The sequence below is a fragment of the Halomonas sp. JB37 genome (assembly GCF_002332255.1).
Classification (GTDB): domain Bacteria; phylum Pseudomonadota; class Gammaproteobacteria; order Pseudomonadales; family Halomonadaceae; genus Vreelandella; species Vreelandella casei.
Genome location: NZ_NRGW01000001.1, coordinates 3,091,555 through 3,109,324, shown reverse-complemented (window position 1 = coordinate 3,109,324; position 17,770 = coordinate 3,091,555). Strand labels below are relative to the sequence as shown.

Here is a 17,770-nt window from a genome sequence, read left to right as displayed (position 1 = left end):
AGAGGTGGTCGCAGCAAAGGGTGTTACAAGCAACCGAGCTGTTTTGTCAGCGCTTCGGCCTGTGCCTGAGCGTTGCCAATGTAGCTTGCCGGTGACAGCGCTTTCAGTTCGGTTTTGACATCATCAGGTAGCTCAAGGGAGTCAATGAACGCGGCAAAACCGGCCTGGTCGATGCGTTTGCCACGCGTTAACTGCTTAAGTTTTTCATAGGGCTTTTCGATGCCGTAGCGGCGCATGACTGTTTGGATCGGTTCTGCGAGCACTTCCCAGCTGTTATCCAGGTCAGTGTCTAGGCGCTCCGGGTTGGCTTCAAGCTTGCTGATGCCTTTTAGGCTGGCGTGATAAGCAATTAAACCATACGCCAGACCCACGCCCAGGTTACGCAGTACGGTGGAGTCCGTCAGGTCGCGCTGCCAGCGAGAAATAGGCAGTTTTTGAGAAAGGTGGCCAAGTATCGCATTGGCGAGACCCAGGTTGCCTTCAGAGTTTTCAAAATCAATCGGGTTAACTTTATGCGGCATGGTGGAAGAGCCAATTTCGCCTTCAACCGTGCGCTGCTTAAAGTAGCCCAGTGAGATATAGCCCCATACGTCGCGATCAAAGTCGATCAGGATCGTGTTGAAGCGGCAGATGGCATCAAACAGCTCGGCAATGTAGTCGTGTGGCTCGATCTGAGTGGTGTAGGGATTGAACGTCAGTCCTAAACCTTCCACAAAGGTGCGCGCGTTGGCTTCCCAGTCGACTTCAGGATAGGTCGTCAGGTGGGCGTTATAGTTACCCACGGCACCGTTGATCTTACCCAGCATTTCCACTGCTTCAATCTGCTTTAGCTGGCGCTTAAGACGGTACGCCACGTTCGCCATTTCTTTACCCAGCGTTGTGGGCGTAGCGGTTTGACCATGGGTGCGCGACAGCATCGGCTGGGCGGCATGGGCAATGGCCAATTTGGCAATGTCGTCAGCCACTTCATGCATGGTGGGTAGCATGGCCTTAAGGCCGTCGCTGAGCATCACGCCGTAGGAAAGGTTATTGATGTCTTCGCTGGTGCAGGCGAAGTGGATGAACTCGGTAACCGCATGCAGCTCGGCCTGATCCGCAATCTTCTCTTTAAGGAAGTACTCAACCGCTTTGACATCGTGATTGGTGGTGCGCTCGATTTCTTTGATGCGCTCGGCATCCTGGAGCGAGAATTCGGTAATCAGCTGCTCAAGAAACGCCGTCGCATCAGTGGAAAGAGGAGGCACTTCAGTGATTTGAGCTTGCTCGGCCAAGCGCTGTAGCCAGCGAACCTCCACAATCACACGGGCGCGGATCAGGCCGAATTCGCTGAAGTGTTCGCGCAGTGCGGCAGCTTTAGAAGCGTAGCGGCCGTCAACGGGGGAGAGAGCGGTCAAAGCGGAGAGTTGCATGGCATCGTTTCCAGGTGGTTCGAGAGCAGGTTATTCAAAAACAAACAGTTCAAAAACAAACGGTTCAAAAACAGGTTAGCTAATGGCATCAGCAGCCTAACTAAGGCTGTCCAGAGCGCGGCGAAGCGCCTTGCGTTGGAACACAAGCTTCCAGCGCCGCCCGCCTTGCTGATGCCATAATAGCCCAAAACGGATGCCGCCCATTAAGCAGGCGCGTACGCGTTCGGGCATCATGCGGCTTTGCAGCAGCGACGGGTCGCCCTGCACCACAATGCGGGTTTTAAAGGTCGAGAGCGTCTCTTGATACGCTTCGCCTAGGCTGGCAACGACGTTTTCATGGGTAGAGCCGAAGTGCTCGGCCTGCCCCTGAATGCGCGTTAATTTTTGGCCGAGCGAATCCATCATCGCGTTATTGGTGCGCAGCTTATTCATCAGCATTAGCAGTGAAAAACCGTAGCGCAGCACCACAGGGTTGGCCTGTTTGCGGCCCACCAAGGCTTCTAAGGTTTCTAGGCCACGGCGAAGATTGTTGGGATGCCCGCCATAAATGGCTTCGAAGCTCGGTGGGTTAGTATCCACAGTGGCTTCAATGAGCGTGTCCCAGGCGCGCGTGTCGACCTGGCCGGTGCGAGCAAGTTCGTCCACCAGGCTGGCGGCTTGAAATACGCCCGCCAGGGCTAGCGCTTGGCGCACGGCGGGAGAGTCGGGCGCACGATGAATCGGCGTAGTGGAACTCATGCCGCAACCTCCGCGTCTTTTTTCCAGATAGCGCAAATAACGCCACCGCCTAAACAGATATCGCCATCATAAAGCACCAGGGACTGGCCTGGCGTTACCGCCCATTGCGGGTCATCGAAGGTAACCTCGACGCCGCCGCTGGGTAGAACGCGCATTTCACAGCCACAGTCACTTTGCCGATAGCGCGTTTTGGCGGTAAAACGGCCTTGTTGAACCGGCGGCTCGCCCGCCACCCAGTCCATGGCCTCGGTAGCTAGCGAATCAGAGGAGAGCAAAGAATGATGCTTGCCCTGCACCGCGATCAGTACGTTGCGTTCCAAATCTTTAGCCGCCACGTACCAGGGTTCTTCCGAGTAGTTGGCAAGCCCGCCAATACCTAGCCCCTGGCGCTGACCAAGGGTGTAGTACATCAGCCCCATGTGCTCACCAATCACATCACCTTCCGGCGTTTCTATGAGACCGGGCTGCGCGGGAAGATACTGCTGCAGAAAATCGCGAAAGCGACGCTCGCCGATAAAGCAGATGCCGGTGGAGTCTTTTTTCTTGGCGGTAATCAGGCCGTGCTGTTCAGCGATAGCGCGCACTGCGGGCTTTTCAAGTTCCCCAACGGGAAACAGCGTGCGCGCAATGGCGGCTTCTGGCACCGCATGTAGAAAGTAGCTTTGATCTTTGTTGCCATCCAGGCCTTTTAGCAAGCGAGGACGGCCGTTGCGCTGCGCTTCGCGCACATAGTGGCCGGTGGCGATTTTGTCGGCCCCCAGCATTTCGGCGTACTCAAGAAACACCTTAAACTTGATTTCTCGGTTGCACAGAATGTCAGGATTGGGCGTGCGGCCTGCTTTGTACTCGGCTAAAAAGTGCTCAAATACGTTATCCCAGTACTCGGCCGCAAAATTCGCGGTATGCAGCTTAATACCCAGCTTTTCGCACACCGCCTCAGCGTCAGCAAGATCCTCTTTAGCCGTGCAGTAATCGGTGCCGTCGTCCTCATCCCAGTTTTTCATAAACAAGCCTTCCACCTCATAGCCTTGCTGCATGAGGAGAACGGCCGAAACAGAAGAGTCGACGCCGCCGGACATGCCAACAATGACTTTGCCGCGAGTGGCTGGCTCAGACTCGGGCAGCGCCGACGTTGTGGAATCAGTGGATGACCCGGTTTTAAATGACATAGGTATCCTTCAGGAGCAGTGGTGTGCAACAAAAATAGGCGTAGGTAAATAATGAGCTGCAATTGGGCGGCGATTATACACGATGGGGAAGGGCTTTGAGTGCTTCACTCACGAATCACTGCCAGCGGATAACAGCACCCGCTTAAAGCGTCCTCAATACGCTGCAGCACTAGCGGGCTACGCAGTCGTTGCTGCTGGTCTAGCGCACGTATTTGCTCAAGCGTCAGCCAGTGAGCGGCGATAATGTCAGGGTCTAGGGCGAGGTCGAGCTTATCAAGTGGCTCGGCCGTAAAGCCGTGGCTGTGAAACGTTTGCCCGCCATCGGCATGAAAAACGTAGAGCCCCAGGTAGCCGGTGAGCGATACCTGCCAGGCCGTCTCTTCCTGCACTTCTCGCAAAATAGCCGCGATGGGGCCTTCGCCGGCTTCGATATGCCCAGCAGGCTGATTAAAAACGCTGGCGGGGCCGCCACGCTGTTCTTCCACCATCAAGAAATGCTCGCCGCGCTGAATCACGCAGGCCGCTGTACTGTGAATTGCACTCACGTTGGTTTTCGACGCTTTGCAGCGGGCTGTACGCGTTTTCGCTGAGGCGAATTGGCTGGGCGGGGCGCGTGTAGCATTTCTTTACGCCACTCGCCGGGGGCAAGGTCGCCTAGCCGCCAGGGGCCAATCGCCGAGCGAATTAGGCGCAGCGTCGGAAAGCCGACGTGAGCGGTCATGCGCCGCACTTGGCGGTTACGGCCTTCGCTAATGATGAGTTCCAGCCAACTGGTCGACGGATGGCGTTTGGGGTCAATGGCCGGCTGGCGAGGCGCGGTCGTTGGGGGCTCAATACGGCGTGCCTTGGCAGGCTGAGTAGGGCCATCTTTAAGCGTGATGCCCTGACGTAGCGCTTTAAGAGCAGCATCGTCTATTTGCCCCTCAACCTGAGCCCAGTAAGTTTTAGGCTGTTTGTGGCGCGGGTGCGAGATGTGGTGGATGAGTTCGCCATCGCTGCTGAGCAGTAGCAATCCTTCGGAGTCGTAATCCAGCCGCCCAGCCGGGTAAATGTCTTTCACATCAATATATTGTGCCAATGTTTGGCGTCCTTCGCGGTCGCTAAACTGGCTCAATACTTGAAAAGGCTTGTGCAATAAATAGAGGTTGCTCATGACATCTCTTTATCCATTTCTTGATTCGCTGCCCTGGCGTCTTGGTGTATCACTCATGCGTAAAAAGTGCAGCGCTGGTATACTCCGGCTACTTGCTGGGGCGCCCATCATTAAGCGCGCGCTCCGCTCAAGATTTCTTGCAATCGTAGTGACAAGAGAGGTTAACGCAAAAATGACCAAAACGCCGAAGATCATCTACACGCTCACCGACGAAGCCCCAGCGCTTGCGACCCACTCCCTGCTGCCGATTATCGACGCTTTTACCGATTCTGCGGGCATCAAAGTAGAGACGCGCGATATCTCCCTGGCCGCGCGGATTATCTCTCAGTTTCCTGATTACCTGAGTGACGAGCAGCAGATCGACGATCATCTGGCGGAACTTGGCGAGCTGACCAAGACCCCTGAAGCTAACATTATTAAACTGCCTAACATCAGCGCGTCTTTGCCGCAGTTGAAGGCCGTTATCAAAGAGCTACAGCAGCAGGGCTATAAGCTTCCTGATTACCCGGAAGCGCCGCAGAGTGATGAAGACAAAGATATTCAAACGCGTTACGACAAAACCAAAGGTAGCGCCGTTAACCCCGTGCTGCGTGAAGGTAACTCTGATCGCCGTGCGCCGCTGTCAGTTAAAAACTATGCCCGTAAATACCCGCACCGCATGGGTGAGTGGAGCAGCGACTCTAAGTCCCACGTTTCTCACATGCGTGATGGCGACTTTTATGGCAGCGAAAAATCAGCGCTAATTGAGCAAGCCAGCGATCTTAAGATCGAGCTAGTGGCAAAAGATGGCACCACGACGGTGCTCAAGCAGAAAACAGCCGTGCTTGCCGGTGAAGTTGTTGACGGTGCCGTCATGAGCCGCAACGCGCTGCGTCGCTTTGTGGCCGAAGAAGTCGCGGACGCAAAAGCGAAAGATGTGCTGTTCTCGCTACACCTTAAAGCGACCATGATGAAGGTCTCTGATCCCATCATGTTCGGCATGGTGGTAACTGAGTTCTATCAGGACGTGCTGAGCAAGCACGCGGACGTTCTCAAACAGGCCGGTTTTGATCCCAATAACGGTATCGGCGACCTGTATTCAGCAATTAAAACGCTGCCTGAAGAGCGTCAGACGCAAATTCAGGATGAGATCCAGGCGCTTTATGCCGAGCGTCCACGCTTGGCCATGGTGAACTCGCATAAAGGTATCACCAACCTGCACGTGCCTAGCGATGTGATTATCGATGCGTCGATGCCTGCGATGATTCGCGACTCCGGTAAAATGTGGGGCGCCGATGACCAGCTTCACGACGTGAAAGCGGTGATTCCTGATCGCTGCTATGCCGGTATCTATCAGAGCGTGATTGAAGACTGCAAGCAGCATGGCGCGTTTGACCCGACCACTATGGGTAGCGTGCCTAACGTAGGTCTGATGGCGCAAAAAGCCGAAGAGTACGGTTCTCACGATAAAACGTTCCAAATCGCCGTAGACGGCACGGTGCGTGTCACCGATTCCAGCGGCAGCGTAGTGCTTGAGCACAGCGTTGAGCAGGGCGATATCTGGCGTATGTGCCAAACCAAAGATGCGCCTGTGCGCGATTGGGTCAAACTGGCCGTTAACCGCGCCCGCGAAAGCGGCACGCCCGCTATTTTCTGGCTGGATGCCCAGCGTGCCCACGATGCTCAGTTGATCAAGAAAGTAGAAAGCTACTTGAAAGATCATGATACCGATGGCCTGGACATTCGTATCATGACGCCGGAAGAGGCGATGAGCTTCTCTCTGGCGCGCATCCGTAAAGGCGAAGACACTATCTCCGTCACCGGTAACGTATTGCGTGACTACCTGACCGACCTGTTCCCGATTATGGAGCTGGGTACCAGCGCGAAGATGCTCTCGATCGTACCGCTAATGAACGGCGGCGGCTTGTTTGAGACAGGCGCGGGTGGTTCTGCACCTAAGCATGTGCAGCAGCTTCTCGAAGAAAACCATTTGCGCTGGGATTCACTGGGCGAGTTCTTGGCCTTGGCCGCGTCTTTGGAACATCTGGGCAGCACCTTCGATAACGCTCGTGCAACCGTATTGGCGAAAGCGCTTGATCAAGCTAACGGTCAATTCCTGGACAGCAATAAATCGCCTTCACGTAAGGTGGGTGAGCTCGACAACCGTGGCAGTCACTTCTACCTGGCGCTTTATTGGGCACAGGCGCTGGCTGAGCAGAATGACGACGCTGAGCTAAAAGAGCTGTTTGGCCGTTTGGCAGAAGCACTGACGTCTAAAGAAACTGCTATTTTGGATGAGCTGAACAGTGTTCAGGGCCAGCCTGCCGATATCCGTGGCTACTACCACCCTGACCACGCATTGACTGAGCAAGTGATGCGCCCCAGCAAAACGCTAAATGAAGCGTTAGCCATGGTCGCTAAGGGCTAATTTTACGCTTTAATTTAGCCTGTGAACCCCCGTCCGCTTGGCGGACGGGGGTTTTTGCATTGCACCCTCTGTTACACCCTGTGATATTTTAATTTTTCATGAACCCTTGCTGGTCGGCAGCGTCTGAGAAGTATTATTAATATTTCTCAGGTTCTTCCATCGGTCAGCGTCGAGACAACTCATTGTGCTGCTTATGTCCAACCTAGAAAGCCCATGCTTGGCCTCTTTCTCCGTGAAAGCGGGAGCATCGCGGCCAAATATGCCTGATGAAGACGGTGATATAGCGGTTCAGTCAGCGGAACCCGCGCTGGCACAGCCGCCGCTTTATAAAGTGGTGCTTCATAACGACGACTACACACCGATGGAGTTCGTTATTGAAGTGCTGCAAGATTTTTTCAACATGGATAGCGAGAAGGCCGTTCAAGTCATGCTCGCGGTACATACCCAAGGAAAGGGCACCTGTGGCGTGTTTACTCGTGATATAGCTGAAACCAAAAGCTATCAGGTAAACGAGTACGCCCGGGAGTGTGAGCACCCGTTGATAAGTGATATTGAGGCCGCCAGTTAAAAAGCGTGAGAAAAAATTGGCGGTGAGGCTTGCAACCGTGCCATTTGTACCCGATGTTGAGAGTACTGGTCGATTACACTGATCCGACGCAAGCCCTAGGTGGCGACATACCCTAGGAAGTAGCGAAAAGGGGACTGCCATGCTGAGCAAAGAACTTGAAATGACCCTGAACACGGCCTTTACCGTGGCGCGCTCTAAACGCCATGAGTTTATGACCGTTGAGCACCTGCTGCTCGCGTTGCTGGATAATGCCTCCGCGGTTGACGTACTGAAGGCTTGCGGAGCTAATCTCGACAAGCTGCGCTCCGATCTGCAGGATTTTATCAACTCGACCACGCCGCTTATTCCTGAAGGGCAGGGTGATCGCGAAACCCAGCCTACGCTCGGTTTCCAACGTGTTTTACAGCGCTCCGTTTTTCATGTTCAGTCATCTGGTAAAAGCGAAGTGACTGGCGCTAATGTGCTGGTAGCGATCTTCTCTGAGCAAGAAAGTCAGGCGGTATACTTCCTTAAGCAGCAAAGCGTTGCTCGTGTCGATGCGGTGAATTACATCGCGCACGGAATTTCAAAAGTTGCTGGCCACGGCCCTTCGCCTTCTCCTTCTTCGGAAAACGATGATGTGGAAGAGGGCGGTAGCGAAGGTGCGTCACACCCACTCCATGGCTATGCCACCAACCTTAACGAACAGGCGCGGCTAGGCAAAATTGACCCGCTGATTGGTCGTGACCATGAGCTTGAGCGCGTCGTGCAGATTTTGGCGCGCCGGCGTAAGAATAACCCGCTGCTGGTAGGCGAGGCGGGCGTGGGGAAAACGGCGATCGCAGAAGGCTTGGCGAAGCGTATCGTTGAAGAAGACGTGCCCGATGTTATTGCCGATGCGGTTGTTTACTCATTGGACATGGGCGCTCTGCTCGCGGGCACCAAATACCGCGGCGATTTTGAGAAACGTCTCAAAAGTCTGCTGAGCGAGCTTCGCAAGCAACCCAACGCCGTGCTGTTCATTGATGAGATTCACACGGTTATCGGTGCTGGCGCTGCCTCCGGTGGTGTGATGGATGCATCGAACCTGCTCAAGCCGCTGCTTTCTTCCGGCGAGCTGCGCTGCATTGGCTCGACGACGTTCCAAGAATTCCGCGGCATCTTTGAGAAAGATCGTGCTCTGGCGCGGCGCTTCCAAAAAGTGGATGTAATGGCGCCATCGGTAGATGACACTATCAAAATCCTTAAAGGGCTACGGTCGCGCTTTGAAGAACACCATGAATTGAAGTACACCGACGCGGCGCTGGAAAGTGCGGCGCGCCTGGCAGACCGCTATATCAACGATCGCTACCTGCCTGATAAAGCGATTGATGTTATTGATGAGGCGGGTGCTCATCAGCGGCTGCTGCCGCCAGAAGTGCGTGCTAAAACGATCGACGTTGAGCAAGTGGAAGCCGTGGTTGCTTCAATTGCACGCATTCCGCCGAAGAGTGTTTCAAGCTCAGACCGCAAGCAGCTTGAAAAGCTGGATCGTGATTTGAAAATGTTGGTTTTCGGCCAGGATGAGGCGATTGATAGCCTTTCTGCGGCCATTAAGCTCTCGCGAGCCGGTTTAAAATCACCTGACAAGCCCGTGGGTAGCTTCCTGTTTGCAGGGCCGACAGGCGTTGGTAAAACCGAAGTGGCCAAACAGCTTGCACATATTATGGGCATTGAGCTGGTGCGCTTTGATATGTCCGAGTACATGGAGCGCCATACCGTATCGCGGTTGATTGGTGCGCCTCCTGGTTATGTGGGCTATGACCAAGGCGGTTTGTTAACCGAAGCCGTGACCAAGCAGCCGCACTGCGTACTGCTGTTAGATGAGATTGAGAAAGCGCACCCGGAAGTCTTTAATCTGTTGCTGCAGGTTATGGATCATGGCCGCTTGACCGATAACAACGGACGCCAGGCTGACTTCCGCCACGTTATTCTGATCATGACGTCTAACGCAGGGGCCGAGCAGGCCTCACGTCGTTCGATTGGTTTCCAGCATCAGGATCACTCGACCGATGCCATGGAAGTTATTCGGCGCACGTTCTCTCCCGAGTTCCGCAATCGTTTAGATGGCATTATCCAGTTCCATGCGCTGCCCGTTTCCGTGGTGCGTAACGTGGTCGATAAGTTCTTGATCGAACTGCAGGCACAGTTGGATGAGAAGCGCGTGCAGATGGATGTGGACGACACGGCGAGGGATTGGTTGGCGGATAAAGGCTACGATCCTGATATGGGCGCACGCCCGATGGCGCGTCTCATTCAAGAGAAGCTGAAGAAACCATTAGCCGAGATGATTCTGTTTGGCGAGTTGGCAGAGAGCGGCGGAATTGTTCACGTCAGCTTGGAAGATGGCGAATTGCATATTTCCACCGAGATTGAAATGGCTGATGCGCCCTGAAAAGGGCGCTAAGTCCGCCTAGCCAATCATCAATGTGTATGCGTAAAAGCACAGCGCCCTGTCACTGACGGGGCGTTGTCGTTTACAGTGAACGGCGCAGGAATCGTTACCGCCGAACGCGGTCAGCTATCAAACGCTAGCGACAGCGACTTAGCGCGAACGGTAAACGATACGGCCTTTGGAGAGATCGTAAGGCGTTAGCTCTACTTTTACTTTATCGCCGGTCAAAATGCGGATGTAGTTTTTGCGCATTTTTCCAGAGATGTGAGCAGTAACAACGTGACCGTTTTCCAGCTCAACACGAAACATGGTGTTCGGAAGGGTATCGACGATAACGCCTTCCATTTCAATATGATCTTCGCGTGCCATATAGGCATTTCCCCACTTATGAGTTAGTAATGTACAGGTTCTTCATGTACGAATTAATCAGGTAACAATACATCAGCACTTGAGTGCTTCTGTGTGAGCACTCAAGAATCAGCGCTATATTGTGCCGCAAGCCCGCCGCCAAGGCAAAAAAGCTGACGTGTTTAACGAATTAACTGTCGCCAATGGCGCCCGTCGAGCATTTCTAGCGGTGCAAAAGCCTGCTTGTAGCGCATCTTACGGCACTCTTCGATCCAATACCCTAAATACAGGTGCGGCAGCGCTTTTTCTCGGCTGAGTTCAATTAGCTGAAGAATAGCGAATGTTCCCAGCGAGCGCTTGTCTAGCGTATCGCTAACGGCAAAGAAGGTATAAATCGCTGAGAGGCCGTGCTCTAACTGATCAAATGCCGCCACGCCGACCAGCTCGTTGCCCAGATACATCTCCATAAGATGGGCGTAGGGCTCCTCAAGCGTTAAAAAGGTGCGGTACTGCTCACGACTGGGCGGATACATATCGCCGTCAGCGTGGCGCTGACGAATGTAGTCAGCGTAAAGCGTGTAATGTTGAGCCGAATAGCGGGCCGGTGCCACGCGCACGCTAATGTCGGCATTGCGATGCCAGATCTTGCGCTGAGTGCGATTGGCGGCAAACTGCTCAATGGGAATGCGCACCGAGCGACATGCGTTACATCCTTCGCAGTGGGGGCGGTAGAGGTGGCGCCCGCTGCGCCGAAAACCTAGCAGCGCCAGCGAGTCATATACACCCGGTACCGGTGACTCCTGCGGGTCGAGAAATAGCGTGGTCGCTTCTTTGCCCGGTAGGTAGCTACAGGCATGAGGCACGGTAAGGAAGAAGCGCAAATCCCGCACCGGGCGGGGCGGAGTGTTACTGCTCACGGTTTGCCTCCTTTTCGAAAATAAATCGTTGAAACAGTATGAGTTCGTCAATATGCGTTATTCTCGGCGCCAAGTGCGTGAAGCCAAGGTGACGATGGAACTATCGGTGCTTCAGCGGAGGATGATGCTTGCGTAAACGCGTCATCGGGCAGCCAGTTTTTAAGATAGTTGATGAATGACGCGCGAGCGACTGTAATAGCGCCCAGGCTTGCCAAGTGGGGTGTGTGCATTTGGCAATCGATTAGGCGTCCGCCGTGGTCGCGCATCGCTTTAGCCAAATGTGCCAGAGCCACTTTTGAGGCATCGGGGGCGCGGGAAAACATCGACTCGCCAAAAAAGACGGGGCCCATAGCAATGCCGTATAGGCCACCGACGAGTTTTTCGTCTTGATGGACTTCAATGCTATGTGCAATGCCTTGAAAATGAAGCAAGTTATAGGCGTCGCGCATTTCGTCCGTGATCCAAGTGCCGGCCTCTTCATCGCGTGGGGCCGCGCAGGCTTGAATAACTTGCTCAAAGTGTTGATCCACGGTGACATGAAAGCCACCATGGCGTAATCGTTTAGTAAGACTTCGGCGCTGCTTAAATTGCTCCGGTAGGAGTATCATGCGCGGGTCTGGGCTCCACCATAGAATAGGATCGTCGTCGCTGAACCACGGAAAAATGCCGCGTCGATAGGCTTCTATGAGCCAAGCAGGGGAGAGTTCACCCCCGGCCGCCAGCAGGCCGTTGGGGGAGTCCAACGCTGTATCAGTAGATGGAAATGTAGGAAGTGGCGAGGAAAGCCAGGGTAGCATTGCTTGCTCCTGTTACAACGCGCTTGAGCGGCGTATTTGTACTGGGCGCTTAGTTTGACTGATCGCTTAGTTTTTACTGGTCGCATAGCTAGCACCTCTGTGACGGGGGAAGGATGCTCGGTATGATGCAAACTCGCAAGTGGATTAAAGACGCCATTGAGGTGTAAAGGGAGAGTCGCTTGAAAGTGAATAAAGCAGCAAGCAAGCGAACGCAGCGTAACGCGCGTCAAACGCCATCGTCAGCTTCTTCTGCGCGTGTTAATGCCGCGAAAGATAAAGCTCGACGTTTTGGGCTGCGCCTACAGGGCTCAGTGCGCGAATGCGTGGTGGTAGTACTGCTTGCGCTATGTGTTTTCTTATTATTAGCACTGTTTAGTTATCAGCCGTCTGACCCTGGCTGGTCGTATCAGGGGCCAGAAACGGATATTCGTAACTGGATGGGACAAGTCGGTGCGTGGTTAGCCGATGTGCTCTACTCGCTGCTGGGCGCTAGTGCGCTGTGGTGGCCGGGTATGTTTGGTTTTGCCGCCTGGTGGTTGATTCGCTCACGTCAGGTACGCTTTGAACTCGACCCGGTGGCTATTGCGGTGCATGCGGGCGGCTTGGTCCTGCTGATGTTTGGCACCACCATGCTGGGAGCGCTGCATTTTTATCATCCTAATAGCATGTTGCCCTACGCCTCAGGCGGTATTTTAGGTGAAGGCTTCGTGGCTGCACTGAAACCGCTGGTGGGCAGTGGTGGCGTTGGTTTAATTGCCGCAGCGCTGATTTTAAGCGGTTTTCCGCTGTTTAGTGGCATGTCATGGCTGCAGGTTGCCGATGAGCTTGGTAAGCGAATCTGCCGCTTGGGCGGCTGGTTCTCGGCCCGTCGACAGGCGCGGCGTATGCGCGCAGCTCAGCGCGCGGCGGCTAAACCGGCCCCCGCGCCCAAGCCTCAAGCGCGTACAGAGACACCACCGCCTGCCGAGGTAGAAACAGTGGCTACCAGGCCCGCGGTAAAAGCACCTGCTGGCCGTGAGCGGCGCGAGCCGGGTTTGTCGAGTGCCTTCTCCGCGTATGAACCAACGGCAGATAAGACACCTGATGCCAGTCCCTCCATCGGTAATACCACCGATACCTCGATTCCGTGGGAAGCGGCTTCTCTATCGAGCAACAAACATGTGCCTGTTCAGTCAAGTGCTCCAGCGCCTGTAGAACCCATGGCTGACGCCACGCCGCCGAGTACGCCTAAAGCGCCGCGCGAAAATGCCTTCGCGCCTGTGAAACCCCGTGCTGCAGAACCTACGTTCCAGATATCTGATAGTGATGAGCCTTCAGCCGCTGAACCTGTGGTCGATGAGCCAGCAGTAGAAGAGCCAGAGATAGATAAGCCAGCAGTAGACGAGCCTTCGAACACAGCCGCCGCCTTCCCGCTGCGGGCGTCGCGTCAAGACGCATCATCGATGCCTGCGACGACCAGCTACTTTGTGAATGATGAAGCGCCCGTCGAAAAGCAGCCAATCGAGACTCCGCGAGTTGAGCCGAGCCGCGCGTCAGTGGAGCCGCCTGTCAGCGAGCCTGAACAGCGTGTGTCAGTATCAGAACCCACGCCCGCCTCTGAGCGTGCTGCTGCCATCGTGCCCGAGCGGACGCCTGCTTTTGAGCGTGTTGCTGAGGTCGTGCCTGAGCCTGTTTGGGACGATGAAGATATGGATGATGAGCTGGAAGAGGCGCCAATGCCGCTCACACCGCCCGCTGCCTCTATGCAGCCTGCATCATCTACGTCAGCAGTGCCGCCGGTACAGCCTGTACAACCCCAGCCCTCCACTATGCGTCGGGAGCCCACCTTTGCTCCTGAAGAAAGTGCGCCGGAGACGGATGAAGGCCCCACGCTATGGACTGTGGAGCATTTGCAAAGCCAGCGTCCGGCGTTTGAAACCATGGACGAGCCAGAGGGCGATGTGCCCAGTTTCCAGCTGCTCACGCCAGCAGAGCCTCACCAGCCCAACTATACCGAAGAGCAATTAACCGATATGGCGGAGCTGCTTGAAGTACGGCTGCGTGAGTATGGGGTTAAGGCTGAAGTCGTTGATACGTGGCCGGGGCCGGTCATCACACGCTTTGAAATTAAGCCTGCGGCCGGCGTGAAAGTGTCGAAAATCAGTAACCTTGCCAAAGATTTGGCGCGCTCGCTGATGGTGAAAAGCGTACGCGTTGTCGAGGTTATACCGGGGCGCCCGACGGTGGGTATTGAAATACCCAACCCCAATCGCGCCATGATTCGGCTGCGAGAAGTTATTGACTCAGACCGTTACCAGCAAGAGACCTCGCCGCTGACAATGGCATTAGGCCAAGATATTGGCGGCAGCCCGGTGGTCGCTAACCTTGGCAAGATGCCGCACTTACTGGTTGCCGGTACCACAGGCTCGGGTAAGTCAGTGGGTGTCAATGCCATGCTGATCTCGATGCTGCTGAAAGCTAAACCCAGCGAGCTAAAGCTGATCATGGTTGACCCCAAAATGCTCGAACTGTCGGTATATGACGGCATTCCTCATTTGCTGGCGCCGGTCGTTACGGACATGAAAGAAGCTGCCAACAGCCTGCGCTGGTGTGTCGCTGAAATGGAACGCCGCTATAAGCTTATGGCGGCCATGGGCGTGCGTAATATCGCCGGCTTTAACGGTCGTTTAGATGAAGCTGAACGTGCCGGAGCCCAGGTTGCAGACCCGCTGTGGGAACCGCAGCCGTGGGAGATTCATCAGCCGCATCCTGTGTTAGAGAAACTGCCCTACATCGTCGTGGTGATCGACGAATTTGCCGATATGTTTATGATCGTCGGTAAAAAGGTCGAAGAGCTGATTGCACGGCTTGCGCAAAAAGCGCGTGCCGCCGGTATCCATTTGATTTTGGCGACTCAGCGCCCCTCGGTTGACGTGGTCACCGGCCTGATTAAAGCCAACATTCCCTCACGGATGGCTTTTCAGGTTTCATCAAGAATTGATTCGCGCACCATTCTTGACCAGGGCGGTGCTGAAAGCCTGCTGGGTCACGGCGATATGCTTTATTTACCCGCCGGGTCAGGGCCGCCTAATCGCATTCATGGTGCCTTCGTTGATGATGATGAAGTGCACCGTGTCGTGGATGACTGGAAGCGCCGTGGCGCGCCTCAATATATCGAGGAAATTCTCTCGGGCGGCGTCACGGCGGATGCGTTAACTGGCCTTGAAGCCGATGGCGTAGACGGTGACGATGCGGAGCAGGATGCGCTTTATGATGAGGCCGTGCAGTTTGTTACCGAAACGCGCAAGGCATCTATTTCTGCCGTTCAGCGTCGCTTTAAAATTGGCTATAACCGGGCTGCTCGTTTGGTTGATGCGATGGAAAGCGCAGGTGTGGTAACGGCGATGGGGTCTAACGGTGCACGCGATGTTCTCGCACCGCCGCCGGTAGGTCACTAATCGTTTGGTGTTATTCATCATTATGCAATAAGCGTGAAAATTGCGTCGCTGGTGAAACCCGGCGGCGTTTTTCACGTCTTAATCACACACGGGCAATTAAGTCAGCCTTACGAACTATTATTTGGCAACGAAGATCCGGCAACGGTTGCCTAGGGAGATCATATGCGCGATACCCAAACACGACGACATTCATCGCTGGCATTTGCGGCTAGCGCCTTGGGTTTAACGTTCGCTGCGCCAGTATTGGCGGACGATGCAGCAGAGCGCCTGACCGAGCGCCTAGAGCCGCTAGAAAGCTATCAAGCCTCTTTTGAACAGCAGATTTTAGATGGTAGCGGTGACCGCCTGCAGAGCGCGCGCGGTGAGATGTGGCTTTCTCGTCCAGGTTTGCTGCGTTGGGAAGTGGATGCGCCATACTCTCAGATCGTTGTTTCAGACGGTGATGATGTGTATTTGTATGATCCTGACCTTGAGCAGGTGACGATTCAGGCGATGGATGATCGCGTCACGCACACACCTGCTTTACTGTTATCGGGCAGCGTCAGCGACCTAACTGAAAGCTATGAAGTATTTTACGAGCAGGACGACGGCGACGATGTGTTTACCCTCGTGCCGATTTCTGCCGATACGCTGTTTGAAGAACTAAGCATGGTGTTCGATGCCGATACGTTAACCGAGCTGTGGATGATGGATAGCACCGGGCAGCGCACCTCGATTACCTTTAGCGATATCACCAATAATGGCAATATCGATCGGAGCCAGTTCGACTTTGATATTCCTGAAGGCACCGACGTCATTCGTGAGGAGCTATAAGTTAGTAGCAGACCAGTTAGTAGTAGATGAGTTAGCAGTAGAATAGATCCCACCGACAAGGCGCCCTAGGGCGCCTTGTCGGCTTCTTGGTCAAGGCTTTCACGCCATGCCATTATCTCGCCAAAACGTTTCTCCTGACCCAGTAAGCTAGGTTTAAAGAAGGTTGCTTTAGGCAGCTCTGCGGGCCAGCAGCTGTGCGCGGTGCCCGCCGGGTAGCCGTCGGGCTCATTGTGCGCGTAACGGTATCCTTCACCATGGCCCAGCTGCTCCATCAGCTTGGTCGGGGCGTTGCGCAAATACGTGGGTACCTCAACCTGCGGCTGTTGGCGCACATACTGCTTGGCCTCATTCCAGGCGCGGTCGATGCGGTTACTTTTAGGGGCGACTGCCAGGTGAATCGCCGCATGGGCAATCGCCCGCTGGCCCTCATAATCACCCAGGCGCAGGTAAGCATCCCAGGCGGCAATCACGAGCGGCAGGGCGCGTGGGTCGGCATTGCCGACATCCTCGGACGCAATGGCAGTCAGCCGGCGTACCACGTCGAGCGGGTCGCCGCCGCCCTGCATGAAGCGCGCCATATACAGCAGTGCGGCATCGGGGCGTGAAGAGCGGATCGATTTATGAATCGCTGACAGCAGGTCGTAATAGGCGTCGCCCTGCTTATCGAACGCGCTTGCCTGATGGCCAATGACATCGGCGAGTACGTCTTTGTGCAGTACCTCTGCCCCCGCTTCTAGACGGGTGAAATCGCAGGCCGTTTCTAATAGTCCCAATGCTCTGCGTGCATCACCGGCGCTTGCGTGTGCGAGGGCGATGAGAACATCGTCATTGACCTGAATAGTGCGCTTGCCAAGGCCGCGCTCAGCGTCGTTAAGCGCCTGGTGCATCACCGTGATCAGCTCTTCTTGAGTCAGTGATTTGAGCACATAAACCCGCGCGCGCGAGAGCAGCGCAGAATTGACTTCAAACGATGGGTTTTCGGTAGTCGCACCAATCAGTGTCAACAGGCCCGACTCGACGTGAGGCAGCAGGGCGTCTTGTTGGCTCTTGTTGAGACGATGAATCTCATCTAAAAAAAGAATTACCGTCGAAGACATTTGCTGGGCGCGATCAACGACCGCACGAATCTCTTTGACTCCCGCCATTACCGCGCTGAGATGCTCAAGATGGGCTTGGGAGGCTCTGGCCAACAGTTCAGCAAGCGTCGTTTTGCCAACGCCTGGCGGGCCCCAGAGAATCATCGAGCGCACTATGCCTGACTCCGCCATGCGGCGTAAGGGTTTGCCTGGCCCTACCAGCGCTGGCTGGCCAACGTAATCATCCAAATGACGTGGACGCATACGAAAGGCCAGCGGAGCATCCTCGGCAGGCGCGGCGTGGGCGCTATTAAACAGATCCATGTCAATGTCCGTTGTTTATGTAGGCAGAGAATCGAGGCGTTGAACAACAAAGTGCCAGCGAATGTCGATGGTAAACCACGGCTTAGCAGGCTACCTTTGGCATATTCTACTCGCAATATACACTTGCTAGGACAGCGCCTGAAGGGCATTGTGGTTGATAGTCGTTATTGATAATAATTGGTGATAGCCCTCGCAAGTTGT

At 54.8% G+C, this 17,770-nt stretch carries 14 protein-coding genes; 5 read left to right on the top strand and 9 right to left on the bottom strand.

Features of this window, described 5'->3' with window-relative positions; all coding sequences use genetic code 11:
* Nucleotides 1–23: 23 nt before the first annotated feature.
* From purB to CIK78_RS14440, 5 genes are all read right to left on the bottom strand, one after another.
* Nucleotides 24–1,409: an adenylosuccinate lyase gene (gene purB, locus CIK78_RS14460; RefSeq protein WP_096281390.1), complete on the bottom strand. Its 1,386-nt coding sequence runs from the start codon at nt 1,407–1,409 to the stop codon at nt 24–26.
* A 96-nt stretch (nt 1,410–1,505) separates the two neighbouring features.
* Complete coding sequence (gene hflD / locus CIK78_RS14455) at nt 1,506–2,147, bottom strand: high frequency lysogenization protein HflD (protein WP_096281388.1); 642 nt, start codon at nt 2,145–2,147, stop codon at nt 1,506–1,508.
* A complete protein-coding gene (gene mnmA / locus CIK78_RS14450; protein ID WP_255249127.1) occupies nt 2,144–3,322 on the bottom strand; it encodes a tRNA 2-thiouridine(34) synthase MnmA in 1,179 nt (392 codons plus the stop codon). Before mnmA ends, hflD begins: the two co-directional genes overlap by 4 nt.
* Before the next feature lie 98 nt (nt 3,323–3,420).
* Nucleotides 3,421–3,861 (bottom strand): NUDIX hydrolase, encoded by a 441-nt coding sequence (locus CIK78_RS14445; protein WP_096281386.1) that lies wholly within the window; start codon nt 3,859–3,861, stop codon nt 3,421–3,423.
* Nucleotides 3,858–4,469, bottom strand: a complete 612-nt coding sequence (locus CIK78_RS14440; protein WP_096281384.1) for a pseudouridine synthase — start codon at nt 4,467–4,469, stop codon at nt 3,858–3,860. The genes CIK78_RS14445 and CIK78_RS14440 overlap by 4 nt, the downstream gene beginning before the upstream one ends.
* Before the next feature lie 172 nt (nt 4,470–4,641).
* Here CIK78_RS14440 and CIK78_RS14435 point away from each other — a divergent pair, with 172 nt between their 5' ends.
* From CIK78_RS14435 to clpA, 3 genes are all read left to right on the top strand, one after another.
* Nucleotides 4,642–6,876 (top strand): NADP-dependent isocitrate dehydrogenase, encoded by a 2,235-nt coding sequence (locus CIK78_RS14435; RefSeq protein ID WP_096282396.1) that lies wholly within the window; start codon nt 4,642–4,644, stop codon nt 6,874–6,876.
* A gap of 259 nt (nt 6,877–7,135) precedes the next feature.
* On the top strand, nt 7,136–7,444 hold the full coding sequence (gene clpS, locus CIK78_RS14430; RefSeq protein WP_096281381.1) for an ATP-dependent Clp protease adapter ClpS: 309 nt from the start codon (nt 7,136–7,138) through the stop codon (nt 7,442–7,444).
* A 139-nt stretch (nt 7,445–7,583) separates the two neighbouring features.
* Nucleotides 7,584–9,857, top strand: a complete 2,274-nt coding sequence (clpA, locus tag CIK78_RS14425) for an ATP-dependent Clp protease ATP-binding subunit ClpA (RefSeq protein ID WP_096281379.1) — start codon at nt 7,584–7,586, stop codon at nt 9,855–9,857.
* Nucleotides 9,858–10,007: 150 nt separating this feature from the next.
* Here clpA and infA read toward each other — a convergent pair whose 3' ends face one another.
* From infA to aat, 3 genes are all read right to left on the bottom strand, one after another.
* Nucleotides 10,008–10,226: a translation initiation factor IF-1 gene (gene infA, locus CIK78_RS14420; protein WP_007111068.1), complete on the bottom strand. Its 219-nt coding sequence runs from the start codon at nt 10,224–10,226 to the stop codon at nt 10,008–10,010.
* A gap of 161 nt (nt 10,227–10,387) precedes the next feature.
* Nucleotides 10,388–11,122 carry an arginyltransferase gene (locus CIK78_RS14415; RefSeq protein WP_096281377.1) on the bottom strand — a complete coding sequence of 245 codons (735 nt, stop codon included), beginning with the start codon at nt 11,120–11,122 and terminating at the stop codon, nt 10,388–10,390.
* A gap of 47 nt (nt 11,123–11,169) precedes the next feature.
* On the bottom strand, nt 11,170–11,919 hold the full coding sequence (aat, locus tag CIK78_RS14410; protein WP_096281375.1) for a leucyl/phenylalanyl-tRNA--protein transferase: 750 nt from the start codon (nt 11,917–11,919) through the stop codon (nt 11,170–11,172).
* A gap of 179 nt (nt 11,920–12,098) precedes the next feature.
* On the opposite strand from aat, the gene CIK78_RS14405 reads away from it, so the two are divergent.
* On the top strand, nt 12,099–15,356 hold the full coding sequence (locus CIK78_RS14405; protein ID WP_096281373.1) for a DNA translocase FtsK 4TM domain-containing protein: 3,258 nt from the start codon (nt 12,099–12,101) through the stop codon (nt 15,354–15,356).
* A 162-nt stretch (nt 15,357–15,518) separates the two neighbouring features.
* On the top strand, nt 15,519–16,169 hold the full coding sequence (gene lolA / locus CIK78_RS14400) for an outer membrane lipoprotein chaperone LolA (RefSeq protein WP_096281371.1): 651 nt from the start codon (nt 15,519–15,521) through the stop codon (nt 16,167–16,169).
* A 65-nt stretch (nt 16,170–16,234) separates the two neighbouring features.
* Here lolA and CIK78_RS14395 read toward each other — a convergent pair whose 3' ends face one another.
* Complete coding sequence (locus tag CIK78_RS14395; protein WP_096281369.1) at nt 16,235–17,569, bottom strand: replication-associated recombination protein A; 1,335 nt, start codon at nt 17,567–17,569, stop codon at nt 16,235–16,237.
* Between the last annotated feature and the right edge of the window lie 201 nt (nt 17,570–17,770).

What these genes read in the sequence shown, in the direction of transcription:
- purB (WP_096281390.1), bottom strand. Translation starts at nt 1,409, where the DNA reads ATGCAACTCTCCGCTTTGACCGCTCTCTCCCCCGTTGACGGCCGCTAC.
- hflD (WP_096281388.1), bottom strand. Translation starts at nt 2,147, where the DNA reads ATGAGTTCCACTACGCCGATTCATCGTGCGCCCGACTCTCCCGCCGTG.
- CIK78_RS14440 (WP_096281384.1), bottom strand. Translation starts at nt 4,469, where the DNA reads ATGAGCAACCTCTATTTATTGCACAAGCCTTTTCAAGTATTGAGCCAG.
- CIK78_RS14435 (WP_096282396.1), top strand. Translation starts at nt 4,642, where the DNA reads ATGACCAAAACGCCGAAGATCATCTACACGCTCACCGACGAAGCCCCA.
- clpS (WP_096281381.1), top strand. Translation starts at nt 7,136, where the DNA reads ATGCCTGATGAAGACGGTGATATAGCGGTTCAGTCAGCGGAACCCGCG.
- clpA (WP_096281379.1), top strand. Translation starts at nt 7,584, where the DNA reads ATGCTGAGCAAAGAACTTGAAATGACCCTGAACACGGCCTTTACCGTG.
- infA (WP_007111068.1), bottom strand. Translation starts at nt 10,226, where the DNA reads ATGGCACGCGAAGATCATATTGAAATGGAAGGCGTTATCGTCGATACC.
- aat (WP_096281375.1), bottom strand. Translation starts at nt 11,919, where the DNA reads ATGCTACCCTGGCTTTCCTCGCCACTTCCTACATTTCCATCTACTGAT.
- lolA (WP_096281371.1), top strand. Translation starts at nt 15,519, where the DNA reads ATGCGCGATACCCAAACACGACGACATTCATCGCTGGCATTTGCGGCT.
- CIK78_RS14395 (WP_096281369.1), bottom strand. Translation starts at nt 17,569, where the DNA reads ATGGATCTGTTTAATAGCGCCCACGCCGCGCCTGCCGAGGATGCTCCG.